Genomic DNA, 25,473 nt, shown 5'->3' with positions numbered 1-25,473 from the left:
GCCCTGCGGGTCGCGAGGCACGGGGGCGGACGTGCGGGCGGCGCCCCGGTGGGGGTCAGGCGCAGGGCAGAACCCCGCTGCGGGCGACCTCGGAGTACCAGCGTGCGCTGGCCTTGGGGATGCGGGTTCCGGTCGGGTAGTCCACGTAGACCGTGCCGAAGCGCTTGCTGTATCCGTGGGCCCACTCGAAGTTGTCCAGCAGCGACCAGAGGAAGTAGCCCCGCACGTCCGAGCCGTCGACGATGGCCTGGTGGACGGCGGCCAGGTGGCCCCGTACGTACGCGATGCGGCCGGGGTCGTTGACGTTGCCGGAGGGGTCGGCGTAGTCGTCGAACGCCGCGCCGTTCTCGGTGATGACCAGCGGCAGCTCGGGGAAGTCGGCGGACAGCCTGCGCAGCAGGTCGTACAGGCCGCTGGGGTCGATGGCCCAGCCCATGGCGGTGGTGTCGCCGGGCGGCTGGTGGAAGGCGACCTTGTCGGCGCCCGGCCAGGGGCTGTGGGTGCTGTTGCCGTGTCCGTCCGAGGTGTGGGTGCCGCTGCCGCCGGCCTCGGACACGACGGTGGGGGTGTAGTAGTTGACGCCGAGGAAGTCCAGCGGCTGGTGGATGAGCTGGAGGTCGCCGTCGCGCACGAAGGACCAGTCGGTCAGTTCCGCGGTGTCCTTGAGGAGGTCCTCCGGGTAGGCGCCCCGCAGCATCGGGCCGGTGAAGACCCGGTTGGCGAGCGCGTCGATGCGGCGGGCCGCGTCCGCGTCCGCGTCGCTGCCGGTGAGCGGCCGTACGTGGTGGATGTTGAGGGTGACCGAGCACTGGGCGGCGGCGGGGAGGCGGTCGCGCAGTGCCCGCACGGCGAGACCGTGGGCGAGGTTGAGGTGGTGGGCGGCGCGCAGGGCGGCGACCGGGTCGGTGCGGCCGGGCGCGTGGACACCGGAGCCGTAGCCGAGGAAGGCGCTGCACCAGGGCTCGTTGAGGGTGGTCCAGGTCCTCACCCGGTCGCCGAGCGCGTCCGCGGCGAGGGCCGCGTACTCGGCGAACCGCTCGGCCGTGACCCGTTCGGGCCACCCTCCGGCGTCCTCCAGCTCCTGGGGCAGGTCCCAGTGGTAGAGGGTGGCGACGGGCTGGATCCCCTTGTCCAGCAGGTCGTCGACGAGACGCCGGTAGAAGTCGAGGCCCTTCTGGACGGCGGGGCCGCGGCCGGTGGGCTGGATCCGGGGCCAGGCGAGGGAGAACCGGTAGGCTCCCAGGCCCAGTTCGGCCATCAGGGCGACGTCCTCGCGCCAGCGGTGGTAGTGGTCGGTGGCCGTGTCACCGGTGTCGCCGTTGCGGACCCGGCCGGGGGTACGGGCGTAGGTGTCCCAGATGGACGGCGTACGGCCGTCCTCGGCCGCCGCCCCCTCGATCTGGTAGGAGGCGGTGGCCGAGCCCCAGAGGAAGCCCTTGGGGAAGGTACGGGCGGCGTCCGGGGCGGACGCGGTCTGCTGTGCTGCGGTGACCACGTAAGTCCTTTCGGGAGAGGGGTGTTGGGCAGGCGGAGGGGCGGGGCGGACCGAGGGGTGTGAGGGCTCAGCCCTTGACGGCGCCGGCCATGATGCCGCTGACGATCTGACGGCCGAACACGATGAACATCGCCAGCAGCGGCAGCGTGCCGAGCAGCGCGCCCGCCATGATCAGTGACTGGTCGCGGACGTAGCCGGCGCTGAGCTGGGTCAGGGCGACGGGGACCGTCGGGTTGGTCATGTCGAGCACCACGAACGGCCAGAAGAAGTCGTTCCACGCGTGCACGAACGTGATCATGAACAGGACCGCCATGGCGGGCCTGGCGACGGGCAGCACGATGCTCCAGAAGATGCGCAGCGAGTGCGCCCCGTCCACCCGCCCGGCCTCGACGAGTTCGTCCGGCAGCGCCTCGGAGAGGTACTGCCGCATGAAGAACACACCGACCGCGCTCACCAGTGTGGGGAAGATGACGGCGGGCAGCTGCTGTGACCAGCCGAGCTCCGACATCATCATGAACAGGGGGACGACGCCGAGCTGCGGCGGCACCATCATCGTGCCGATCACCAGCATCAGCAGGACGTTGCGGCCCTTGAAGCGCAGTTTGGCGAAGGCGAATCCGGCCAGCGTCGCGAACATCACCGTGGACAGGGCGATCACCCCGGCCACGATCAGACTGTTGATCATGGCCTTGCCCATGGCCGCCTCGTCCCAGGCGCGGGCGAGGTTGCTGAAGAGGTTCGGTCCGGGCAGGAAGGGGGGCGGGGTCTGGCTGACCCGTGTGTTGTCGGTGGAGGCGGCCACCATCGTCCAGTACAGCGGGAAGATGGAGAGCACCGCCATGATGACGAGCAGGACGTAGGCGAGGGGGCCGGCGTGGTGCTGGCGTCCGGCGCGCTCGCGCAGGAACCGGCGGCCGCCGCGGCGGGCAGGTTTCTCGTCGGGGGTCCGGGCCGGGGCGTCCGTCGGGGCCGGGAGGCTGTGGATGGTCATGACGACTCCAGGTCAGGACGTACGGGAACGCAGGCGCTTGATCAGGCGCTGTGCCACGAAGGCGAGGACGAGCAGCATGAACATCGCCCAGGCGACCGTCGCCGAGCGGCCCATCTGGTAGTTCTTCCAGCCCTCCTCGTACAGCAGCAGGCCCAGCGTCTGGTACTGGTTGTCCGCGCCGCCGGTGATGCCGTTCGGGCCCTGGCCGAAGATCAGCGGTTCACCGAAGAGCTGGGTGGCGCCGATCGTGGAGAGCACGATGGTGAAGACGATGGTGGAACGGATGCCCGGGACCGTGACGTGGGTGAACTGCTTCCACCGGGAGGCACCGTCGAGGGAGGCCGCCTCGTACCGGTCGGCGGGGATGGCCTGCATGGCGGCCAGGTAGAGCAGCGCGTTGTAGCCGGTCCAGCGCCAGATGACGATGGTCGAGATCGCGAGCTGGGCGGGCCACTTGTCGGCCTCCCAGTTCACCGGGTCGATGCCGAACGCGCCGAGCGCCCAGTTGATCATGCCGAAGTCGCGCTCGAAGATCATGGTGAAGACGAGGGCCGCGGCGGCGACCGAGGTGGCGTACGGCACCAGCGAGGCCACGCGGAAGAAGAGCGAGGCGCGCATGCGGTAGTTGAGCAGGTGTGCCAGGCCGAGCGCCATCAGCAGCTGCGGCACCGTGGAGATGACGCCGATCGTGATGGTGTTGACCAGCGCGTTCCAGAAGCGTGCGTCGCCCCAGAGTTCGACGTAGTTGTCGAACGCCACCCACTCCATGACGTCGAGGGTGGCCAGTTCCACGTCGTGCAGGGAGATCCACGAGGTGTAGACGAGAGGGTAGAAGCTGAACGCGGCGAAGACGATGAAGAACGGTGCGACGAACGCGAACGGCGCGCCCTTGACGTCCAGTCGGTGCAGCAGCGCACTGCGCCGCCGGGCGGTTCCCGGGCCGCCTGGGGTGCTCGGCCCGGCCGGCGGCTCCTCGCCCGCCGGGGCCTTGGTGGTGGAGGTGGCCACCGGACTTCCTTCCTGAGAGCGGATGTGTGGACCGGGTCCCGGGCCCGCCGGCGCCATGCCGGCGGGCCCGGGACCGTCGCGGGGAGGAGCGGTCAGCCGACCGCCTTCTCGATGCGCTCCATGGTGGTGTTCCACGCCTCGTCACGCGCGGTCCCCTGCTCGACCAGGGCCAGGCCCTGCGAGAAGGTGTCCTTGATGGTGCCGTCCTTGCGGCCGAGGACCTGCTTGTCGGGGATCTCCTGGGCGGCCGCGCCGAAGATCTGGCCGATCGGGGCGTCGCTGAAGTACTCCGACTTGGCGTTCTTCACCCCGTCGCTCTCCAGCGCCTTCTGCGAGGACGGGATGTTGCCGATCTCCGTGAAGATGTGGGCCTGCTGCTCCGGCGCGGTCAGCCAGGCGACGAGCTTCTGCGCCTCCTCCTTCACCGGGCTCTTCTCGACCACGCTGAGGAAGGCCCCGCCCCAGTTGGCGCCCTTGGGTGCCCTGGCGACGTCCCACTTGCCCTTGTTCGCCGCACCGGCCTTCTCACTGATGTGGCTGAGCATCCAGGCCGGGCACACCGCGGTCGCGAACGTGCCGTTGGCCAGGCCGGGGTCCCAACCCGGCTGGAACTGGCGCAGTTTGGCGGTCAGTCCCTCCTCACCGGCGTCGGAGGACAGCGCCCAGGCGTCCTTGACGACCGGGTTCGTGTCGTGGATCAGGTCGCCCTTCTCGTTGTAGTACTGCTCGGAGTGGCCGTAGACCATGGCGTTGAACAGGCCGCTGGCCGAGTCCATGAACGCCACGTCGCCCCCCTTGAAGTCCTTCTTGAAGGTGCGGCCGACCTCGACGTACTTGTTCCAGTCGCCCTCCCACAGCTTGCCGACCTCTTCCCGGTCGGTCGGCAGGCCGGCCTTCTCGAAGTAGTCCTTGCGGTAGCAGACCGCCATCGGGCCGATGTCGGTACCCAGGCCCAGCACCTTGCCGTCCGCGGTGCTGATCTGGGACTGCTTCCAGGGCAGGAAGTGGTCCGTGCCCGCGGTTTCGGCGAAGTCGGCGAACTTGTCGGACTGGGTCTCGGTGATCTCCTTGGCCCGGCCGATCTCTATGCCCTGGATGTCCTTCAGACCGTTGCCCGCGGCGAGCCTGGTCTGCAGCGCGGTGTAGTACGTCTGCTCGTCGCCGGCGATCTCGGCCTTGATGTCGACACCGGGGTTCTCCTTCTCGTACTTCTCCAGGAGTCCCGTTTCCTTGATGCCCATCACGCCGAACAGGCCCATCGTGATGGTGACCTTGCCGTCCTTCTTCCCACCGCCGGTGACCGAGTCACCACCGCCGCTGCAGCCGACGACGAGTGCCAGCGCACCGACGGCGGCGACGGTCGCCACCGCCCTCGTGCGCAGTGAACCGAGAGTTCCCATGGGTCTCCTCCTAGCGACGGCGCTGACACATCGGAGTGGCGTGTTCTGCGATGACTACAGCGGCTCTGATCGAAGTGGGAACGTGCCCAACTCGGGGTGGGCACGTTCCCATCGCGTTTGGAAGACTCCTGGCAGCGGGCCGATCTGTCAATAACTTGAAAGCAACTCCGTGGGCGGGGGGCCGGCTCGGTGTTCACCTCCAGGTCCCCTGCGGGTGCTCCGCCGGGGACCGGGTCTGCAAGAATTGCCGCAGGTCACCTCCGCGGCAGGCGTCGCCGCCGCGGCCGCCGAGGGGGAGCACATGAGCAGCAACCGCCGTCCCACGATCAAAACGGTCGCCGCCCGCGCCGGCGTGGGCCGCACCACGGTCTCCCGCGTCGTGAACGGCTCCGACCTGGTCAGCGCCGACGCGCGGGCCAGGGTCCTGGCGGCGATCAAGGAGCTCAACTACGTGCCCAACTCGGTCGCCCGGGGTCTGGTGACCAACCGCACCGACGCCGTGGCCCTGGTGATCCCGGAGTCGGAGAGCCGGCTCGGCTCGGAACCGTTCTTCGCCGCACTGATCCGCGGTGTCAGCGGCGCCCTCGCCGAGAGCCGCACCCAGTTGCAGCTCATGCTGGTGCGCGACCAGGCCGAACGGGACCAGCTCACCGAGTCGGTGGCGACACGCCGTGTCGACGGCGTCCTGCTGGTCTCCGTCCACGCCGAGGACCGACTGCCCGGCATGCTGGAGGAGATGGGCCTGCCCACCGTGCTGGCCGGCCGGCGTGACGCGGGCGAGCAGCTGAGCTACGTCAACTCCGACAACGCCGGCGGGGCCGCCGAGGCCGTCCGGCACCTGCTGGGCAACGGTCGGAAGCGGATCGCCACGATCGCCGGGCCCCAGGACATGGACGTCGGCCGCAGCCGGCTGGCCGGGTGGCGCGCCGCACACGAACAGGCCGGCGTACCCGCGAGCGAACTGCTGGTCGAGAGCGGCGACTTCAGCGAGGAGAGCGGCGGCCGCGCCATGCGTTTGCTTCTTGAACGCGCACCGGATCTGGACGCCGTCTTCGCCGCGTCCGACCTGATGGCGGTCGGCGCACTGGCCGAATTGCGGCGTCAGAAGCGGCAGGTGCCCGGCGATGTCGCCGTGGTGGGCTTCGAGGACTCCGTCCTCGCGCGGCACACCAACCCGCCCCTGACGACGGTGCGTCAGCCGGTGGAGGAACTGGGCCGCACCATGGCCCGCATCCTGACCGACATCACCCGGCACGGCGCGCCCCGGCAGCAGCTGACACTGCCGACGGAACTGGTGGTGCGCGAGTCGTCATGAGGCGGGCGGCAGTCCCGCGGTGTCCCCGGTTGTCGGGTGCCGCCGCGCGTCCGGCACCGGTACCGCGCCCGCCCCCGGTGGCGCGGAGCCGGTCACCGGCCCCGCGCCACCGGGGGCGCCGAACCCCGGTCGCGGGCGCGGAACCCGTCGGCGGAACCATGGGGGGCGAGTGCGGATACCGGCTGCTCCCCGCACCGCGGCACCGATGCCGCCATCGTCGGGGCTCCCGGACACTCCCGGCAGGAGGGTGCCGGGGCATCGCGTGCGCCGGCTCCACGGCTTCTCTCCGGTCCCGTCCTCGTGGGGAGCGTGCCCGGCTTCTTCGTCGCGCCGGGGACGGCTCGATCACTGGGGTCACAAGGGTCACTGGAGTCCCCTGACGAGGCGGTGACGGCCTGCGGTCGGGGACCCGGTCCCTCTGTCCCGGGCGGAGGTCCTGGGCCCGGGCGGAGGTCCTGGGCCCGGGCGGAGGTCCTGGGCCCGGGCGGAGGTCCTGGGCCCGGAGGAAGTGACGGGCCCCGGGACGGGCCGCGATCCCAGCACGGGACGAGTGGGCCGCACCGGCCCGGGGAGACACCCCTGGAGGCCGAACGGCCGGGCTCGCCCCCAGCCTGCCTGCTCCCGGCAATCGGACGGCCCGGAAGGTTGCCGACCTGCCGACCGGTCCGGGCACGGGAGACTGTTTATGGTTCATCCCTGTGCGCCGGGAATCCCGGTCGGCGTCCGGTCCCGCCGGGAAGCAGACGGAGAACCCGCGGACCGGTCGCCCGACGGGACGCCGCGTCCTGCACCGCGCGGCGCACACCGCCCCTCTCCCCCTCCCGAAATGACCGCCATGCCACGCCGAGACGATTCCCGTGAGCCGCTTCCCCGACCACAGGACCTGATCGACGAGGTCGTCGTCCGCTTCGACGCCTACGCCCGGGCCAGGACAGCGCGCGACAGCCTGTTCCCGACGGCGCGGCCGACTCCACGCCAGGAGCAGCGCGCTTTCGACGCGCTGCAGGCCGCCGTCGCACGCCTGCGCAACAGCCTCCGCTGAGCGGGATGCCGCGCCGGCCGCCCGCGACGGACGCGTCCGGTCGGTGTCCGCGGCGAGCCGGCTGTCCCCCGCCCCGCGCCGGTCGCGTGGTCGAATGGAGGCAGAGGGCGTACAAGGGCCCTCGGACGGACGGGGAGAGCGCACGTGAGCACACCGCGAATCGACTACCCGGCGTTGTTCGCCGCGACGCCCAGCCCTTACCTGGTGCTTTCCCCCGATCTGGTGATCGTCGAGGTCAACGAAGCGTATCTCCGTGTCACCGGCCGGACGAGGGACGAGCTCGTCGGCCGTCGGCTCTTCGAGGCCCACCCCGACAATCCGGATGATCCGACCGCCGACGGAGTGCGCAACCTGACCGCCTCACTGGAACGGGTTCTGCGTTCCAAGCGGCCGGACACCATGGCGGTACAGCGGTACGACCTCGCCGTCGCCGGGCGCCCCGGGGTGTTCCGGACGAGGTGGTGGTCCCCGGTGAACACCCCCGTTCTGGGGCCGGACGGAGAGGTCCGGTGGATCATCCACCGGGTGGAGGACCTGACGGAGTACATGCTGTCCCGTCCCCTGCGGGGCGGGCCGGGGGACGTCCGCGGGGATCAAGAGGGCGTCGAGCTGGAACTGTTCACCCGCGCGCGGGACCTCATGCTCGTCAACGAGGAGCTGCGCGACGCCCACGACTGGGAACGCCTGACCGCCCTCACCCTGCAGAAGGCGATGCTGCACGCCCCGGACCTGGCGGGGCACGGTGAGATCGCCGTGCGGTACATGCCGGCCACCCGGTCCCTCAACGTCTGCGGCGACTGGTACGACGTGGTCGACCTCCCCGATGACAAGTTCACCGTCGCGGTCGGCGACGTGGTCGGCCACGGTCTGGAAGCCGCCGCCGTGATGGGCATGCTCCGCAGCGCCCTCTCCGCGGCCGTCCGGGCCATCCCCGAGCCCGGCAAGGCCATGGACGTCCTCAGCGGATACGCCCGTACGTTCGACAGCGCGCTCGCGACGACCGCGGCCAAGGCGGTCGTCGACCGGCGCAACCACCGGATCACCTACACCAGCGCCGGGCACCTCCCGCCGGTCCTGTCCCACCCGGACGGCACCACCGAAATGCTCGACAAGGCGACCGACCCGCCCCTGGGCGTCCTGACCGACCAGGCACCACGCCCGCAGGCGACGGTGTCGTACGCGCCGGGCGACACCCTCGTGCTGTACACCGACGGACTCGTCGAGCGCCGTGGCGAGGACATCGACACGGGGCTGCTCCGCCTCACCGATGCCGTCACACAGCACGCCCGGCTGGGACCCGAGGACTTGGCGGACACCCTGCTCGCGTGCCTGGGCGTGGCCGACGGCGGACCGGACGACATCGCCCTGATCATCGTCCGCCTGTAGTCAGGCCGTCTCGTCGGACCGCTCTCCCCCACCCGCCGGGTATAGCGCCGCGCTATCACCAAGTGTGAGTACCACCGTTCAACGATTCTCCGGGATTCTGGGCGCTGCCCGGGCGAACTCCATCACCTGACGGGGGAGTTCACCCGGGCACGGCCCTCGGGGCCGTCGACCCCCACACCCGCGCGCCCACCGGGCGTGCCTCCGGAATCGAGGAACCTTGCGCATATCAAGGCTCATTCCCGCCCTCGCCGCCGCAGCGGTCTCCGTCCTCGCGCTTCTCGCCCCCAACGCCGCCGCGGCCGAGTCCCCGGCACCTCCGGTCAGCAAGGGCCCGCAGCCCATCATCGGCGGCGGTCACGCGGGCAGCGGCCCGTGGGCCGCCCGGCTGTTCTCCAACGGCAGGGAGACCTGCTCGGCGACGATCATCGCCCCGACCTGGATCCTCACCGCCAAGCACTGCGTCAGCGGCGGCGGCCTGTCCTTCCGCATCGGCAGCCTGGACCAGCACAGCGGCGGAACCCTCGCAGGCGGTGTCCAGACCTACACCCACAGCTCGGATCTGGCGCTCGTCCGCCTCGACCGTTCCGTCCCGGCGACCTACGCGAGCCTGGGTCAGCCGGGCACCGTGCGTGTCGGGCAGAGCGTGCAGGTGTACGGCTGGGGCGCCACCTCCCGGTGCGGATCCGAGGCCACCTGCCAGTCCCGCTACCTGAAGGTCGCGAACGTCACGGTCACCGGTGGGTGCGGTGACGCCTACGGCGGCTCCGCCATCTGTGCCCGCAGGGGTGACGGCATCACCGCCGGCGGGGACTCGGGCGGTCCGATGATGGCGAACGGTGTCCAGGTCGGTGTGGCCTCCACCAGTGACCGCCAGACGACCACCGCGTACACCAACGTGACGGCGTACCGCTCCTGGATCCGGTCCGTGGCGGGCGTCTGACCGGACACCTGATCGAACGCCCGAGGGGCCCCGTACCGCGCGGCGGTACGGGGCCCTGTGCTCAGGGCTCGTCGGCGACCGAGCCCCGGGCGGAGGCTACGGAGTCACGCAGCCGATCGTTCCCACCGGGAAGTCGTTGCCCGACGAGGTGGCCGTGAAGCCGAACGTGACGCTCCCGTCGGCCGGTATCACACGGTTGTGGTCGACGTTCCTGACCGTCACCGTGCCGTCGGAACCGGTGGACAGCGTACCGTTCCACGCGCTGGCGATCCGGGTCCCGTCACCGGGCTTCCACTGCACCGCCCAGCCGCTGCGCGGTGAGGTCCCGTGGTTCATGACCTCGACCGAGGCCTGGAAGCCGCCGTTCCAGGAGTTCACCACGTTGTACACGGCCATGCAGGAGCCGGTGTGCGGAGGCGGGTCCGTGGGGTCGGTGGGAGTCGGGTCCGGGTCGGGCGCCGAGTCTCCGATGCCGGTGACCTCGCCGTTGCCGCCGTCGAAGACGATGTCGGAGCAGGAGAAGAAGTTCTCCTGACTGTCCGAACGCACCCACTGCATGAAGATCAGCGCGTCCCCGGAGCGGCCGGAAGGCAGGTTCAGGTTCCAGTTGTAGTGACCGCCGTTGGTGCCCGCCGAGCCCTGCTGGGGCGGGTCGGTGACGGTCTGGATCAGCTCCAGGTCCGCCCAGCGCAGCTGGGAGGTGGGCGACCAGCCGGGCTTGGTGAGGTACACCCGGAAGTCACCCGGGTGGGCTGCCCAGTTGCTGTACTTCACCTTGATCGTGGAACCGGACGTCAGATGCGTCCGGGGCCAGTCGGAGCGGGCCGCGTTGTAGGCGGAGAAGTCGTAGGGGGACCGGTCCCCGGCGCTGCAGAGCGTGCCGTCCGGGACGTAACCGGCGCCCCGTCCGCCTGCGTTGGAGTCGAGCACGGCGAACCAGTTGTACAGCGCCGAGGCACCGCTCTGGTTCAGCGCGTCGCGGCACGCGGGGTTGGACGGGTCCAGTCCTCCGGTGCCGGTGACGGCGTCCAGCTGGCAGAGGTAGGTGCGCGAACCGGGCATCATCGCCACACCGTGCGCCTGCGCGTTGTTCTGCCAGAGGAAGCTCAGGCCGAGCCCTCCGAGGAGGGTGGCCAGCACCGCTGCGAGGGCCATGAATCTGTTCCGTAAAGCCATGGGATCTCCTGTGCGGGTGGCGGGTGGGTGAATCGGTGATCCGGCTGCGCCGGGACGAGGGGGTGGCGAAGCGTGAGGGGCGGCCGGGGTGTGGTGATGAAGTGGAACCCCTGCCCGTCCCGGGAGGGGCGTCGACCGGACCGGGCAGGGGGCTCTGGGGCGGGGTCCGGGGCCCGTCCTGCCGGCGCAGGGAGGAAGAGCGGGCCCCGGAACCGCGGGACACGGTGGGCGCGCGGCCCTGGGGACGTGTCAGGCGGTCGTGCAGGCGGTGCCGTTCAGACTGAAGCCGTTCGGCTGGGCGAAGGAGCCGCTGTAGCTTCCCTGGAACCCGAAGCTCTGGCTCCCGCCGGGCGCGATGCGGGCGCCCGCGTCGGTCGCCCTGGCCGTGACGGCACCCGAGGAGGGGGTGACGGACGCGTTCCACGCATGGGTGACGCTCTGCCCCGAGGGCAGGGTGAAGGCGAGCGTCCAGCCGTCGACGGGGGTCGAACCGGTGTTGCGCACCGTGACGTTCGCGGTGAAGCCGCCCGGCCACACGTTGGTGGCGTACGACACCGAGCACGCCGCGGGGCCGCCGGGTTCACCGGGGTTGCCGCCGGTCTCGATGGTGGAGGAGAAGGAGTTCACCGCGAGCCCCGCTCCGTTCTGCCACGGCTCGAAGCCCGCCTGAATGCTCGTCAGGTACCAGTCGTTCCGGGCCATTCCGCGTGCGACGGTCTCCCGGACGAAGTCCATGACGTCGAAGCTCCAGCTGCTGATCGCCGACGGTGCGACGAAGGACAGCACGTCGTTGGTCCCGTTGCCGCCCGACCACACCTGCCAGGTGCGTCCGCCGACGGTGGCCGTGCCGACCTGGGAACCGATCGGCTGGACCGGGCCCACCTTGTTGAACCAGATCATGATCTCGGTCCGGTTCACGCCGTCGGTGCGGGGCGTGGGGTCCAGCCAGATGTCGTACGAGGCGTTGTACACGGCGTCGCCGACGTAGCCGTAGGAGATGCTGGTGGGGGCGCCGGAGATGCCGCTGATCCGGGCCGGGAGCGCGGTGCCGGGCGAACAGTTGGTGTAGTGGCAGCCGTTGAAGACCGACGGGTACGACTTCGGGGCGCCGTTGGTGGGCACCGAGCCGTCGGCCTGGGTGAGACGGAAGCCGTTGTCCGTGGCGGTGACGCACTGGGTGGCGCTGGTGCCCCAGCGGTTGTTCTGGACGACGTAACGGCCCTGGATGGTGGTCGATCCGTACTGTTCGCAGATCGTGGTGTCGGCCTGGGCGGGAGCCGTCGCGGTGATCATCCCCACGGCCACGGCGAGGGCGGTGAGGAGTGTCGCGAACAGGCGGCGCGGGGCGCGGGTTCGGTGCGGTAACCGTCGCATGCGGGGGCCTCTCCGGGAGGGTGCGTGGGCGACCGGCGGGAGCGCTCCCGTCTCCCCATGTGATGGGAGCGCTCCCAAGAATGGTTCGGAACCGGACTGTAGAAGGCTCACATGTCCCTGACAAGAGTGTGCGCACGAGCGTGTCGAATCCATTTCGAATCCGCAGGTCAGCGACGTGCTTCAGGAAGGGGTGGGCGCCGGGAGCGCTCCCGAAACTTTCGCCACGGGCGGGCACGGTGCGTCAGGCGGAGCCCCGGAGCACCAGCTCCGTGCGGAGGATGACGTGCCGCCAGGCCGGCGCGGAGTCCTCCATCTCCTCCAGCAGCAGCCGCACCATGGTCCGGCCGATGTCCTCCAGCGGCTGCCGCACCGTGGTCAGCTTCGGGTCGGTGTGCTGGGCGAGAGGGAAGTCGTCGAAACCGATCACCGCGACGTCCTCGGGCACCCGTCGGCCCGTCGCGCGCAGGGCGTACAGCGCTCCGGCGGCCATGGTGTCCGAGGCGGCGAACACCGCGTCGATCTCCGGGGCCCGCTCGAGGAGTTCGGCGGTCGCCCGGCGCCCGCTGTCCTCGGAGAAGTCACCCTCGACGATCCACGACGGCCGGCTCTCGGCCCCCGCCCGCTGCAACGCCTCGCGGTATCCACGCAGTCGGCACTGGGCCACGTACATGTCGAGCGGACCGGTGACGGTCGCGACCGAGCGGCGGCCGGTCTTCAGCAGATGCGTCACCGCGCTGCGGGCGCCTCCGGCGTTGTCCGCGTCGACGTAGGTCACTCCCTCGTCGCCCGAGCGCCTGCCCAGCAGCACGGTGGGCAGCCCCACTTCGGCGAGCATGTCGGGCAGCGCGTCCTCGGCGTGCACGGACATCAGCATGACGCCGTCCACCCGTCCGCCTCGCGCGTACTCCACGAAGCGGCGGCGTTCGGCGTCCGTCCGGACGAGGGTGAGCAGCAGTTGCACCTTGGTGTCGGTCAGCGCGTCGCCGACGGAGCGGACGATCTCCGAGAAGAAGGGTTCCCCGAACATCCGCCAGTCCGGCTCCGTCATGACCAGCGCGACCGCGTCGGCGCGCCGGCCCGCCAGAGAGCGGGCGGCGAGGTTGGGGACGTATCCCAGTTCCGCGATGGCCCGCTGCACGGTGCGGCGCGTCGATTCCTTCACGCCCGCCGCGTCGTTGATGACGCGGGAGACGGTGCCCCGCCCCACTCCGGCGAGCGCGGCGACCTCCTCGAGCGTCGGTGTGCCGGGACGCTGCCTGACCATGACCACCCCCACGAGACCACCCGATCTTACGGCGCCCGGGCCGCGGTTCGGAGGTACACGGTGCGGGAGTCCGGTGCGGCGCACCACCCGGCGGCCTCGCCCGCCCCGCGGGACAGCCGTCGCGCCGCGGTGGCCGGCCCAGCCACTGACCGGTCCCTCGGGCGGGAGTGCGCGGCGTACGTCGTGATCCGGAGACACGGCAGTACGAGAGGCGCGCGGACCGGTCACCGGAGGATCACCTACCGGTCTCGGTGAGCCCCGTCCGTGGCCACTTCGAGACGCACCCGCAACGCCCCGTACCGCACGTTCCTGCCCGCCCCGCCGTCACAGTCGGGGAAGGCGGCATCAACCAACCGAAGGGGTACGGACGATGAGGCGGTTTGGGGCACGTCGGCCGGCCGGAGTGCTGGTCGCGCTCACGGCGGCGGGCGGACTGCTGGTGAGCGGATGCGGCGGAGGGAGCGACGAGGGGTCCAAGGCGGGCGACTCGTCCTACGGGCGCGGGGGCGGTGGTCCGGGGCCGCTGCCCGCTCCGCAGGCTCCCCGGGGTCCGGGCGGGCCCTACGACGGTGACCGGCGGGAGGGGGAGCAGGACGCGCGCGACGTCGCCCCGGCCCCCGACCACCTGTCCACCTTCGCGCTCGACGTCGATACGGCCTCGTACGGCTATGCCCGCCGCACCCTCGCCGAGGGCAGGCTGCCCGACCCGTCGACCGTCCGTCCCGAGGAGTTCGTCAACAGCTTCCGGCAGGACTACGCCCGCCCCGGCGGCGACGGTTTCACGGTCACCGTGGACGGGGCCCGTACCGGGGAGCGGGACTGGTCCCTGGTCCGGGTGGGCCTGGCCACCCGGCCCGCCGGGCACAGCGGCGAACGGCCGCCCGCCGCGCTGACGTTCGTCATCGACGTCTCGGGGTCGATGGCCGAGCCGGGCCGTCTCGATCTGGCGAAGGAGTCCCTCGGGACGATGGCGGACCAGTTGCGCGACGACGACTCGGTCGCCCTCGTCACCTTCAGCGACGAGGCCGAGGCCGTGCTGCCGATGACCCGGCTCGGCGGCAACCGGGGCGAGGTCCATGACGCGATCGGCGGTCTGGAGCCCGCCGACTCCACCAACCTCGGCGCGGGCGTCGAGACCGGCTACGAGACGGCCGTCGAAGGGCTGCGCGAGGGCGCCACCAACCGGGTGGTCCTGGTCTCGGACGCGCTCGCCAACACCGGGGAGACGGAGGCCGACACCATCCTGGAACGCATCGCCGACTCCCGCCGCGAGCACGGCGTCACCCTGTTCGGCGTGGGCGTCGGCAGCGATTACGGCGACGCGCTCATGGAGAAGCTGGCGGACCGGGGCGACGGCCACACGGTGTACGTGTCCGACGAGCAGGACGCACGGGAGGTGTTCTGCGAACAGCTCCCGCGCAACATCGAGTTGACGGCACGGGACGCCAAGGCGCAGGTCGCCTTCGATCCGGGGACGGTCGCCGAGTTCCGCCTGGTCGGCTACGACAACCGCCGGGTCGCCGACGAGGACTTCCGCGACGACGGCGTCGACGGCGGCGAGGTCGGACCCGGGCACACCGTGACGGCCCTGTACGCCGTGCGCACCCGGCCGGGTGCCGAGGGTCATCTGGCGACGGCGACCGTGCGCTGGCTGGACCCGGACAGCCGCACCCCGCACGAGGAGACCGGCGACGTGGAGACCGGCGGTCTCGCGGACTCCGTATGGCGCGCGCCGGGCGGTCTGGCGGTCTCCGCCACCGCCGCCTACTTCGCCGACGCGCTGCGCTCCCCCGACCACCGCTACAGCGCCCTGCCCGGAGCCCCCGGGCTCGGTGAACTCGCGGAGCGCGCCGGTTCCCTGGCGGAGCGGACCGAGGACGACGACGTCCGCGAGCTGGCCGGGGCGATCCGCCGGGCGGACCGTCTGGAGTGACCCCCGGCCCTTCGCCTCGGCTTTACGCACCGGTAAGTTGACTCCCGAGTAAGTAAGAACGGCAGCAACCAGCACGACCGCATCAGCCGCGACCGGGAGCCGTCATGGGTGTACGCAAGGATCTGAAAAGGGCGAAACGACGCACCGGTCTGGTGGGGCGGACCGCAGTCGAGATCACCAGGGACGAGCGGGGCGTCGTCCGTGAGGTCCGTACGGCGGCCCTCGCCGCACGGCCGACGACCGGCACCCCCGCCGACATCCCCTTCACCAACGCGGCCGAGGCGCCCGACGCGGTGGTGCTGCGCCGGGAGGAGCGGGGCGAGTGGCGTCCGGTCACGGCGGCGGCCTTCGCCCGCGAGGTCACCGCCGTGGCCAAGGGCCTGATCGCTGCGGGGCTGGAGCCGGGCGACCGCGTCGCGGTGATGTCCCGCACCCGTTACGAGTGGGCGGTGCTGGACTTCGCCATCTGGTCCGCCGGCGGCCGGACCGTGCCGGTCTACCCGACCTCCTCCGCCGACCAGGTGGAGTGGATCATCGCTGACTCCGGTGCCCGGTACGCCGTCACGGAGACCGCGGAGAACACGGCCACGGTCCGCACGGGCACTGCCGCCCATGCCGAGCCCCCGCGGCTGTGGGAGCTCGACGCGGGCGCCCTCGCCGACCTGAGCGCCCTCGGCGAGGGCGTGCCCGAGGAGGTGGTCACCGAGCGGCGTGCGGCCCTCACGCCCGACACCGTCGCCACCGTCTGCTACACCTCCGGCACCACCGGACGTCCCAAGGGCTGCGTCCTCACCCACGCCAACCTGCACGCGGAGGCGGCCAACACCATCGAGCTGCTGCACCCGGTCTTCAAGGAGGTCACCGACCAGGTGGCCTCGACCCTGCTGTTCCTCCCGCTCGCCCACATCCTCGGCCGTACCCTGCAGATCTCCTGTCTGATGGCCCGCATCGAGATCGGCCACTGCCCGAGCATCAAACCGGACGAACTGCGGCCCAAGTTCAGGGCGTTCCGCCCGACGTTCCTGGTCGGTGTCCCCTACCTGTTCGAGAAGATCCACGACACCGGCCGGGCCACCGCCGAGAAGCTGGGCCGCGGTGCCTCCTTCGAGCGGGCCCACCGCGTCGCCGTCCGATTCGGCGAGGCCCACCTGAACAAGTTCCTCGGCCGCGGCAAGGGCCCCGGCCCCGGCCTGTACGCCGCCTGGGCCCTGTACGACCTGCTGGTCTACCGCCGGGTGCGCAAGGAACTCGGCGGGCGCGTGCGGTACGCCATCAGCGGCGGCTCCCCGCTGGAGCGAGACCTCAACCTGTTCTTCTACGCCGCCGGCATCATGGTCTACGAGGGCTACGGCCTGACCGAGACCACCGCCGCCGCGACCATCGTCCCACCGCTCGGTCCCCGGCCCGGCACGGTCGGCCTCCCCGTGCCCGGCACCGCGATCCGGATCGCCGACGACGGCGAGGTGTGCGTCAAGGGCGGCATCGTCTTCGGCTCGTACCGCAACAACGCGGCCGCCACCGACGAGGTGCTCGACGACGGCTGGTTCACCACCGGTGACCTCGGCTCCCTCGACGAGGACGGCTATCTGACCATCACCGGGCGCAAGAAGGACATCATCGTCACCTCCGGCGGCAAGAACGTCTCCCCCGCCGTGCTGGAGGACAGGCTGCGCAGCCGTCCGCCCGTCGGACAGTGCCTCGTCGTCGGCGACAACCGGCCCTTCGTGGGCGCGCTGATCACCCTCGACCCCGAGACGGTCGCGCACTGGCTGTCGGTGCGCAGGCTGCCCGCCGGCACCCCGATGTCCGAGGTGATCCGCGACCCGCGGATGCGCGCCGATGTGCAGAAGGCCGTGGACTACGCCAACGAGGCCGTGTCCCGCGCCGAGTCCATCCGTGCCTTCACGCTGGTGGAGGGCGAGTTCACCGAGGAGAACGGGCTGCTGACCCCCTCCCTCAAGGTCAAGCGGCAGGCGGCCCAGCAGGCGTACGCGGCGGAGATCGCGGCGCTGTACTCCTGACCGCGCCGGTCCCTCCGCGTCCCGTCAGCGCAGGTCGAGACGCATCAGGACGCGGGGGTGGCCGGACAGTACCGAGGTCGTGTCGGCGGCGTGGGCGAAACCGGCCCGCTCGAAGTTCTTCCGGATCCCGGCGTACGCCATCGTCAGGTCGACGCGGGCGTCGCCGTTGTCGAGGGGGTACGCCTCGATCACCGGGGCGCCGTGGGCGCGGGCGAACTCGACCGCGCCGGTGATGAGGGCGTGCGAGATGCCCTGCCTGCGGTGGCCGGGGCGCACCCGGATGCACCACAGGGACCAGACGGGCAGGTCGTCGACGTGCGGGATCTTGCGGTTGCGGGCGAAGGAGGTGTCCGCGCGCGGTGCGACGGCGGCCCAGCCGACGGGCTCGTCGCCGTCGTAGGCGAGCACCCCGATGGGTGTGCCGGTCCGGCACAGACCGGCGACGTACTCGCCCCTGGCCGGTCCGCGCAGCTCGTTGTTGAGCCCCGAGGGGAGGCGGTAGCTCAGGCACCAGCACACGTTCGCCCCGGGCGACTTGGGACCGAGCACGGCGCGGACGTCCTCGAAGACGGAGACGGGGCGGACTTCGATGGTCATGCGTCCACGATGTCACGCCTCACCGGGCGGCGCCGTGCCCGGCGGGGTTCACCGCAGCGCGCGGAGGTAGCGGGCGCGGACACCGAGTTGGACGAGAAGCAGGACGGGGAAGAGCAACCGCCAGGGGCCCGCGGGCGCCGCCCGGGTCAGCGAGCGCAGCGTCAGCAGGACCCGGCCGTCGCCGCCCCGGTGCACGACGAAGGCCTCCTCCCCGCTGACCGGGTGGCCCCAGCGGGTGCCGTAGGCGAAGCCGCACCGGCTCGCGGTGTCCACCACGGCGACGACCTCGACCGGCTCGCGGACGGCGAACCGGCCGGGTCCGGCCGTGATGGTGTACCGCCCTCTCTCCCGCACCCGCAGGCCGCCTCCGTCGGTCGGGGCGACGGAGAAGCCGCTGCGGCGTTTGACCTCCCAGCGCAGCACGGCGTCCCTGGCCGCCGCCCAGGTGTCGTCCCCGTGCCCGACCGTCACGGTCCTCTCGTACCGGCGGAACCCGGCCGGGGACCCGGGCCAGCGCGGGCTGCCCGGGGCGGTGGCACCGCGGGCCGGGTAGCTCAGGCCGGTGCCGTCACCCATGCGCCGGCCGCTCCAGGAAGGCCTCCAGTCCGGCCAGGAGCCGGTCGATGTCGTCGACGTCGGTGTACGGGGCCAGGCCGACGCGGAGTCCACCGGTGTCCCCGAGGCCGAGGTGGCGGGAGGCCTCCAGGGCGTAGAAGCTGCCGGAGGGCGCGTGGACGCCGCGCTGCGCGAGGAAGCGGTAGGCGTCCTCGGTGCGGTGGCCGTCGAAGGTGATCAGCAGAGTGGGGGTGCGCCGGGCGGCACGGGAGCGCACGGTGACCCCGGAGAGGGCCGCCAGGCCCTTCTCGAGCCGGTCCCTCAGGACGGTCTCGTGCTCCTCGAGCAGCTCGTAGGTCCGGGTGAGCCGTGCCCGGCGGTCGCCGCCCGGCTGCCCGGAGAGGCCGGCCAGGAAGTCGACGGCCGCTCGGGTTCCCGCGAGGAACTCGTAGGGCAGGGTGCCCAGTTCGAAACGCTCGGGCACGGTGTCCGTGGAAGGCAGCAGCTTGTCCGGGTGGAGGGTCTCCAGCCGTTCCGGGCGGGCGGCCAGGACTCCGTGGTGCGGGCCGAGGAACTTGTAGGGGGAGCAGACGAAGAAGTCCGCGCCGAGCGCCCCGACGTCGACCAGGGCGTGCGCGGCGTAGTGCACGCCGTCGACGTACAGCAGGGCGCCCGCCTCGTGGACGGCCCGTGCGATCTCGGCGATCGGGGGAATCGTGCCGATGAGGTTCGAGGCGGCCGTCACGGCGACGAGCCGGGTCCGTCCGGAGAGCCGGTCCCGGATGTCGTCGGCGGTGAGCTCCCCGGTGTCCGGGTCGAAGTCGGCGTGGCGGACCGTGACGCCGGCACGGTCCGCCGCCTGGACCCAGGGGCGGATGTTGGAATCGTGGTCCAGCCGCGTGACGACCACCTCGTCGCCGGGTGACCATCCGGCGGCGAGGGTGCGGGAGAAGTCGTAGGTGAGCTGGGTGGCACTGCGGCCGAAGACGATGCCCGCCGGGTCGGCGCCGAGCAGGTCGGCCATGGCGCGGCGGGCCTCGGTGACCACCGTGTCGGCGTTGCGCTCGCCGGGCAGGAGTCCGCCGCGGTTGGAGAGGGGCCCGGAGAGCGCGGCGCTGATGGCGTCGATGACGGGCCGCGGCGTCTGGGTGCCGCCGGGGCCGTCGAAGTGCGCGGTGCCGGCGGCCAGCGCGGGCACCTGGGCGCGCAGGGCGGTGAGGTCGTACGTCACGTGGGGCTTCCTCTCGGTGCGGGCGGAGTGCCGGTCAGCTGGGTGAGCCGTCGGCCGCCGGTTCCCGCGGCGGGTCGGTGAGCTGCTCGCGCAGATAGTTCCAGACGACCGCGATCAGAGCGGCGACGGGTACCGCGAGCAGGCTGCCGACGATGCCGGCGAGGCTGCCGCCCAGGGTGACCGCCAGCAGCACGACGGCGGCGTGCAGCCCGAGACCGCGGCTCTGGATCACGGGCTGGAACACGTTGCCCTCGAGTTGCTGCACCACGATGATGATCGCCAGCACCAGCAGCGCGTCCGTCAGTCCGTTGGACACCAGCGCGATCAGTACCGCGACCAGACCGGCGAACAGGGCGCCGATGATGGGCACGAACGCCGACACGAACGTGAGCACCGCCAGCGGAAGCACCAGCGGTACGTCGAGGATCCACAGGCCCAGGCCGATGAGGACGGCGTCGAACAGGCCGACGAGCGCCTGGGACCGCACGAACGAGCCCAGGGTGAGCCAGCACCGCTCGATCACGATCGGGACGTCGGTCGCGAGGCGGCCGGGGAGCTGGCGGCGCAGCCACGGCAGGAAGCGCGGGCCGTCCTTGAGGAAGAAGAACATCAGGAAGAGCGCCAGTACGGCCGTGACCACACCGCTGACCACGGTGCTCACACCGGTGACGGCGGTGGTGGCGATGGAACCGGCGCTGTCCTGGATGCGGGCGGTCGCGGCGTCGAACGCGTCCGAGATCTGAGCGTCGTCGATGTTCAGCGGCGGTCCCGCGGCCCATTCCCGCAGCCTCTGGACGCCTTCGACGACGCCCTCGCCCAGCTTGCCGGACTCCGACGCCACGGGTACCGCGATCAGCGCCACGGTGCCCGCGGCCACCAGCAGGAACAGCACGGTCACCAGGGACGCGGCGAGCGCGGAGGGCATGCCCCGCCGGCGCAGGTAGCGGGCCGGGGGCCAGGTCAGCGTGGTGAGGAGCAGACCGACCACGAGGGGCCAGACCACCGACCACATCCGGCCCAGCATCCACAGCACCACCGCGACGGCCACCAGGACCAGCAGCAGTTCACCGGAGACGCGCGCCGAGGTGCGCAGTGCGGAACGGGTCTTCCCCGCGTTCAACGTCGCAGACATGGAGGCACCTTACGGTGCCCCGGGGCCGCTGTGATCACCCGGGAGCCTGCCCGGGCCACCGCCCGGCACGCTGCCTGGTCTGCCTGCCGGTGTCGAGGAAGGTGCAGCCGTGCCTGTCCGCTGAGGGCGCCATCCGATCCCACGCCGTATCCCCGGCTCGCCCCGGCGGGCGGCAGGAACCATGCTCGGCACGTCCTCGTCCGTCCGGCGGCCCTACGCGTGCTGCGCAGTGGCGCACCCGGATCAGGCTCCACCATGCCCTGATCCTCCTGGCCGGCGACACCCCCGTCACCGCAGTCGCCCACCACTGCGGCTGGTCATCCGCCAGCCCCTTCATCGACGTCTTCCGCCGCACCTTCGGCCACACCCCCGGCACCCGCCCCACCACTTGAGGCGCCCTGGCCTCTCCGTTCGTCCCATGAAGCCCGCCCGAGCGGGGTGACTCGACGGTCGGTGGCCGGACCCTTCCCCGCGTCATCACGGAACTCGGCCGCCTGCCCGCCTCCGGAGACGACCGGACGATCCATGGATCACTACCGCCTGGGTCGCAGCGACCGGTGCCGACTACCACACCGGTTTACCCGGCGATCCATCTCCTGTGGGACGCCGGGGGCCGCAGGCACTCGCTAGCTTGAGCGCGCGCCGGTGCAGCGGGTGCCGGTTCAGTGGAACAGGGGATGGCACATGGCCTCACCGCCCTCAAGACGGCTACCGATTCCGTGGCGAGGCACGAGCCGAAGAACCGGGCTCGTGCTGTTCGTCGTACTCGCGGCGCTTCTCGCGCCGCTCACCACCGCCACCGCGTCGACCGCGGCACCCTCCTCCGCGGCCGGCTCCGCCCAGGCGGCCGCGTTCGACGGCAGGCCGGTGCAGTTCTGGAACTCCGTACTGATCGATGTCTTCAGGCGGCAGACGGACGTGGGCCCCGGCCCGCTCGCCAGGGCCGCGGCGATCATGAACGCGGGTATCTACGACGCGGAGAGCGCCTACCAGCGGACCTGGCACTCCCTGAAGTACGAACCCTTCCTGGAGGCGCCCAAGTACTCCGGGGCCCCCTTCCTGGAGGGACCCGACGAGGAAGAGCGCGTCATCGGCCACACCGCGCGCAACCTCCTGGTCCGGCTCTTCCCCGCCCAGACGACGTTCATCAACACCCGCTTCAAGGAGCGCTTCGGCAACGAGTGGACCAGCTTCGACGTCCTCAAGCCGCTGGTGGCCGAGCCGGTCGCCGACCGGATCTGGAACGCCCGTTACGACGACGGCTCCAGCGAAGGCGAGTCGTACACCGTGGAGGACAAGCCGGGCGCCTGGCGTCCGACCGGCGGCACCTGCGCCCTGGAGAGCGACGCCGTGGACCCGGACTGGGGGCTCGTACGGCCGTTCGTCCTGTCCTCGGGAGCGCAGTTCCGGCCCGCGACGCCCGAGACCTACGGCACGTACGAGGTGCTCCTGGCGAGCCAGGCGTACCAGGCGCAGGTGGACGAGGTGCGCAGGCTCGGCTCGGCGACCTCGACGGCGCGCACCACCGACCAGGCGGCCGCGGCCTGGTTCTGGGCCAACGACGCGGACGGCACCTACAAGCCGCCGGGACAGCTGCTTGCCATCACCACGACCGTCGCCGACCAGCAGAACCTGCAGACCTACCGGACGGCACGGCTCTTCGCGCTGCTGTCGCTGGCGATGGCGGACGGTGCGATCGCCGAGTGGGATGTCAAGTACAAGACGCCGATCGACCTCTGGCGGCCCGTCTCCGCGATTCAGGTGGGCCTGAACGACCCGACCTGGCAGCCGCTGGGGTCCACCCCCTGTTTCCCCGCCTGGGCGTCCGGTCACGCGACCTTCGCCGGAGCGTGGGAGACCGTGATGAGGGAGGCGTTGGGCTCCGACCAGATCTCCTTCACCGCCACCACCGACGAGCCCAAGTCGCCGGTCAGGAACCGGACGTTCAACAGCTTCAGTGCCGCGGCCGAGGAAAACGCGCTCAGCCGCCTGTACCTGGGCGTCCACTACCGCTGGGACGCCGTCGACGGACTCAAGCTGGGACGTGACGTGGCCACGTACATCATCGGCAACGAACTCCAGGAGCTGTAAGGCACTGGCACCGGCATCGCCAGCACCGCCGATCCGGTCGGACCGGCGGTGCTGCGGCCGCCTCGGAGGGGGATCAGTCGAACGGGTCGAGCGTGAAGGACGCCTGGTGCGGGTTGCCGTCGTGGACGAGGGACTCGTGGTGGCCGACGTCGTCGAAGGCGAAGCCGTAGGCCTTTCCGTCGGCCATGTGCGCGTGGATGATCCGGGAGTAGTGGTTGGTGACGGGCTCCCGGTAGAAGCCGGCAGCGCCGGAGTCGGGCTGGTCGGGGTTGGCGAGGAGGGTGGTGCGGTGGAACCCCGCGCACAGGGTGCGTGAGATCGGTCCGCGCACCTGGTCGTTCGGTGCGTCGAGGAGGCGGTGGCACCCGAAGACGGACGAGGCGTCGGGCTTGTGGAAGCTGGTGACGACGGCGCCCGAACTGTCGGTGAACCGCATGACGCCGCCGGAGACCCGGCCGTGGTACCTGATGTCGGGCCGGTCGGCGAAGGGCGTGACGGTCAGGGTGGAGCCGGAGTACTTCTGCCAGACCCGGTTGATGTAGTCGTCCATGATCGACGCCGGCAGGGCGCCCGTCTCCACTCCGTACAGCGGGGACAGCGCGCGCAGTACGGTGCCGTCGGGCCGGGTCTGGATCAGGTTGGCCCAGCCTCCGGGCTGGCTCCTGAGGGCGTTGAAGACTCCGTTGTAGCCGCCGGACCTGAGCCGCCCGGCGGTCACCGTGCTGCCGTCCGCGCGCTGGACGCCCACCGTGTAGGGCGCGGAGAACATGTCGACCTGGGTGCTGTTGAGCCACAGACCGTCGTTGTTGAGCGTGTACTCCGACCAGTTGAAGAGGATGTTCCGGTGGGGGTCGGTGGGGTTCTGGACGGCCGGCTGCACCAGGCCGCCCGTGGTCAGCCTGAAGACCATCTTCTGCCCGTAGGAGAAGTAGATGCGGCCGGAGAACTTCGGGACGCGGATGGTCTTGGTCTGCCCCGCCGCCGGGCCCGGGATCGAGGCGTCGGGTGCGGGGATGGGCGGGTTGCCGCCGGCGGGCCAGGGGTGGAACGTGCCGTCGGCGTCGGCCCAGCCCTGCCGGCCGGTCGACAGCTGGGTGCCGAGGTTGTAGAGGTACACCTGCTCGCCGCGGCCCGAGTTGTTGGTGATCGTCAAGGGGATGGTGTCGGGGACCGCGGCGTGGGCGGGAGACGACGCCCCGGTGGCGAGCAATGATCCGCCGAGCGCCGTGGCGATGCTCAATCCCACCGCCATGAGCTGGCGTTTGAGTGTGCGCAGCATGCTCCATCTCCGTTCGACCGTGGCCGGGAACCGTCCTGAGAGCGCTCTCAGCAGCGTCCCGCCCTGGTATGAACCTGTCAACAGTCGGGAGTCGGAGGTTCCGGGTCTGCGTGTGGACGGCGGAGGCCGGATCAGCTGTCGCCCTGCACCACGCCCCGGGTCGAGGAGGTCACCGGGGCCCCGGCGGCGAAGTCGCCCGGCGGGATGCCCGGATGATGCCCCTCCGGCGGCTCCGGCAGATCCGGCCCGTCGGCGGCGGATCCGAGTGCGAGCCGGGACACGATGCGGTAGCGGTCGCCGCGGTAGAGGGAGTGGGCGTACTCGACCGGGCGCCCGCCGGTGTCGGTGGTGAGCCGCTCGAACAGCAGGGCGGGCGACAGTTCGGGCACGTCGAGCAGGTCCGCCTCGGCACGGGTCACCACGGTGGGCTCGATGGACTGCACCGCCTCACCGACCCGCACACCGTGCCGGTCCCGGAAGTGCTCGTACAGGTCGCCCTGTTCCAGCTCCTGCCGGGTGAGACCGGGCACCAGGTCCGCCGGGACGTGCAGGTGCTCGATGGCCATGGGCGAGCCGTCGACCAGCCGGAGCCGCGCCACATAACGGACGCGCGCCGCGGGCGACACGCGCAGTCTCCGGCCCACCCTGGCACCCGCGGGCAGGGTGCGGAACTCCAGGATCCTGCCGGCCCACACCCCGCCGGCCCGGGGCAGCGTGAGGGAGTCCCGCTCGGAGACCAGTTCCTGGGTGATCTTCTCGGCCGCCACGAACATGCCGCGTCCGTGCTCGCGCACCAGCAGCCCCGCGACCACGAGTTCGTCCACCGCGGCACGCAAGGTCGGGCGGGACACGCCCAGTCGCGCACACAGGGCTCGCTCCGAGGGGATGGCGTCGCCCGGGCGCCGTGCCTCGACGAGCTCCAGGATCGCGTCGCGGACCCGTTCACGCTTGAGCACGGCGCCTGAGGCGGCGGGGTCGATCTCCATGCGGGACTCCCGTTCGTCGGCGGACGCGGGCGGGCCGTCGGGCCACTGGTACGGCTCCGACCATAACTGGTCCGGTGGCCGGAGAGAGGAGCCACGCGCTGCTCAACTCCCCTCTTTGACACAAGGGTTGACGGCCCCATTGGTCTATGCCACCTTCTCTCGACATCGACTGGTAAAGCCTCGGCGGCCAACTGGTCAATCCGGAGGGCCGGGCCGCCACCCAGCACTCCCCGTCGTACGGCAGCCCCCACGCGCGC

At 71.4% G+C, this 25,473-nt stretch carries 20 protein-coding genes and 1 pseudogene; 8 read left to right on the top strand and 13 right to left on the bottom strand.

The window, feature by feature from the left end; genetic code table 11:
* Positions 1-55 precede the first annotated feature (55 nt).
* The 4 genes from ACZ6A9_RS16720 to ACZ6A9_RS16705 all read right to left on the bottom strand — a co-directional run bounded on the left by ACZ6A9_RS16720 (position 56) and on the right by ACZ6A9_RS16705 (position 4,894).
* Positions 56-1,495: a GH1 family beta-glucosidase gene (locus ACZ6A9_RS16720; protein WP_468985448.1), complete on the bottom strand. Its 1,440-nt coding sequence runs from the start codon at positions 1,493-1,495 to the stop codon at positions 56-58.
* Between the two features lie 67 nt (positions 1,496-1,562).
* Positions 1,563-2,486, bottom strand: a complete 924-nt coding sequence (locus ACZ6A9_RS16715) for a carbohydrate ABC transporter permease (RefSeq protein ID WP_468985445.1) — start codon at positions 2,484-2,486, stop codon at positions 1,563-1,565.
* Positions 2,487-2,498: 12 nt separating this feature from the next.
* A complete protein-coding gene (locus ACZ6A9_RS16710; RefSeq protein ID WP_468985443.1) occupies positions 2,499-3,494 on the bottom strand; it encodes a carbohydrate ABC transporter permease in 996 nt (331 codons plus the stop codon).
* 92 nt (positions 3,495-3,586) lie between these two features.
* The gene (locus tag ACZ6A9_RS16705) at positions 3,587-4,894 is read right to left on the bottom strand and encodes an ABC transporter substrate-binding protein (protein WP_468985440.1); all 1,308 of its coding nucleotides are present in this window, start codon (positions 4,892-4,894) and stop codon (positions 3,587-3,589) included.
* Positions 4,895-5,195: 301 nt separating this feature from the next.
* On the opposite strand from ACZ6A9_RS16705, the gene ACZ6A9_RS16700 reads away from it, so the two are divergent.
* The 4 genes from ACZ6A9_RS16700 (at position 5,196) to ACZ6A9_RS16685 (ending at position 9,577) form a co-directional block, all read left to right on the top strand.
* The gene (locus ACZ6A9_RS16700) at positions 5,196-6,209 is read left to right on the top strand and encodes a LacI family DNA-binding transcriptional regulator (RefSeq protein ID WP_468985438.1); all 1,014 of its coding nucleotides are present in this window, start codon (positions 5,196-5,198) and stop codon (positions 6,207-6,209) included.
* A gap of 835 nt (positions 6,210-7,044) precedes the next feature.
* Positions 7,045-7,251, top strand: a complete 207-nt coding sequence (locus tag ACZ6A9_RS16695; protein ID WP_468985435.1) for a hypothetical protein — start codon at positions 7,045-7,047, stop codon at positions 7,249-7,251.
* A 144-nt stretch (positions 7,252-7,395) separates the two neighbouring features.
* Entirely contained in the window at positions 7,396-8,637 is a 1,242-nt protein-coding gene (locus tag ACZ6A9_RS16690; protein WP_468985432.1) for a PP2C family protein-serine/threonine phosphatase, read from the top strand.
* Positions 8,638-8,854: 217 nt separating this feature from the next.
* A complete protein-coding gene (locus ACZ6A9_RS16685) occupies positions 8,855-9,577 on the top strand; it encodes a S1 family peptidase (RefSeq protein WP_468985430.1) in 723 nt (240 codons plus the stop codon).
* Between the two features lie 96 nt (positions 9,578-9,673).
* On the opposite strand, the gene ACZ6A9_RS16680 is transcribed toward ACZ6A9_RS16685, so the two are convergent.
* From ACZ6A9_RS16680 to ACZ6A9_RS16670, 3 genes are all read right to left on the bottom strand, one after another.
* Positions 9,674-10,753, bottom strand: a complete 1,080-nt coding sequence (locus ACZ6A9_RS16680; protein ID WP_468985427.1) for a lytic polysaccharide monooxygenase auxiliary activity family 9 protein — start codon at positions 10,751-10,753, stop codon at positions 9,674-9,676.
* Positions 10,754-11,002: 249 nt separating this feature from the next.
* Positions 11,003-12,127, bottom strand: a complete 1,125-nt coding sequence (locus ACZ6A9_RS16675; protein WP_468985425.1) for a glycoside hydrolase family 12 protein — start codon at positions 12,125-12,127, stop codon at positions 11,003-11,005.
* A 241-nt stretch (positions 12,128-12,368) separates the two neighbouring features.
* Positions 12,369-13,391: a LacI family DNA-binding transcriptional regulator gene (locus ACZ6A9_RS16670; RefSeq protein ID WP_468985423.1), complete on the bottom strand. Its 1,023-nt coding sequence runs from the start codon at positions 13,389-13,391 to the stop codon at positions 12,369-12,371.
* 370 nt (positions 13,392-13,761) lie between these two features.
* Here ACZ6A9_RS16670 and ACZ6A9_RS16665 point away from each other — a divergent pair, with 370 nt between their 5' ends.
* Positions 13,762-15,324: a vWA domain-containing protein gene (locus tag ACZ6A9_RS16665; RefSeq protein WP_468985421.1), complete on the top strand. Its 1,563-nt coding sequence runs from the start codon at positions 13,762-13,764 to the stop codon at positions 15,322-15,324.
* 104 nt (positions 15,325-15,428) lie between these two features.
* Positions 15,429-17,345, top strand: coding sequence for an AMP-dependent synthetase/ligase (locus ACZ6A9_RS16660; protein ID WP_468985419.1), 1,917 nt, complete (start codon positions 15,429-15,431; stop codon positions 17,343-17,345).
* 24 nt (positions 17,346-17,369) lie between these two features.
* Here the strand turns inward: ACZ6A9_RS16660 and ACZ6A9_RS16655 are convergent, their stop codons facing one another.
* From ACZ6A9_RS16655 to ACZ6A9_RS16640, 4 genes are read right to left on the bottom strand one after another with little or no spacing between them, the layout of a single operon-like run.
* Positions 17,370-17,942, bottom strand: a complete 573-nt coding sequence (locus tag ACZ6A9_RS16655; protein ID WP_468985417.1) for a GNAT family N-acetyltransferase — start codon at positions 17,940-17,942, stop codon at positions 17,370-17,372.
* Between the two features lie 48 nt (positions 17,943-17,990).
* Positions 17,991-18,518: a DUF1990 family protein gene (locus ACZ6A9_RS16650; protein WP_468985414.1), complete on the bottom strand. Its 528-nt coding sequence runs from the start codon at positions 18,516-18,518 to the stop codon at positions 17,991-17,993.
* Positions 18,511-19,728, bottom strand: coding sequence for a cysteine desulfurase-like protein (locus ACZ6A9_RS16645; protein WP_468985412.1), 1,218 nt, complete (start codon positions 19,726-19,728; stop codon positions 18,511-18,513). Before ACZ6A9_RS16645 ends, ACZ6A9_RS16650 begins: the two co-directional genes overlap by 8 nt.
* A gap of 34 nt (positions 19,729-19,762) precedes the next feature.
* Positions 19,763-20,860 carry an AI-2E family transporter gene (locus ACZ6A9_RS16640; protein ID WP_468985410.1) on the bottom strand — a complete coding sequence of 366 codons (1,098 nt, stop codon included), beginning with the start codon at positions 20,858-20,860 and terminating at the stop codon, positions 19,763-19,765.
* Positions 20,861-21,087: 227 nt separating this feature from the next.
* On the opposite strand from ACZ6A9_RS16640, the pseudogene ACZ6A9_RS16635 reads away from it, so the two are divergent.
* Positions 21,088-21,252, top strand: a pseudogene (locus ACZ6A9_RS16635) (helix-turn-helix domain-containing protein); the annotation flags it as partial.
* Between the two features lie 358 nt (positions 21,253-21,610).
* Entirely contained in the window at positions 21,611-22,951 is a 1,341-nt protein-coding gene (locus tag ACZ6A9_RS16630; protein WP_468985408.1) for a vanadium-dependent haloperoxidase, read from the top strand.
* Positions 22,952-23,024: 73 nt separating this feature from the next.
* Here ACZ6A9_RS16630 and ACZ6A9_RS16625 read toward each other — a convergent pair whose 3' ends face one another.
* Both ACZ6A9_RS16625 and ACZ6A9_RS16620 read right to left on the bottom strand, forming a co-directional pair.
* Positions 23,025-24,230 carry a glycoside hydrolase family 64 protein gene (locus ACZ6A9_RS16625; protein ID WP_468985405.1) on the bottom strand — a complete coding sequence of 402 codons (1,206 nt, stop codon included), beginning with the start codon at positions 24,228-24,230 and terminating at the stop codon, positions 23,025-23,027.
* A 131-nt stretch (positions 24,231-24,361) separates the two neighbouring features.
* Positions 24,362-25,216: a GntR family transcriptional regulator gene (locus ACZ6A9_RS16620; RefSeq protein ID WP_468985403.1), complete on the bottom strand. Its 855-nt coding sequence runs from the start codon at positions 25,214-25,216 to the stop codon at positions 24,362-24,364.
* Positions 25,217-25,473 lie beyond the last annotated feature (257 nt).

This window comes from Streptomyces sp. NPDC041124 (assembly GCF_055592385.1).
This window is presented reverse-complemented; position numbering and strand designations above follow the sequence as displayed.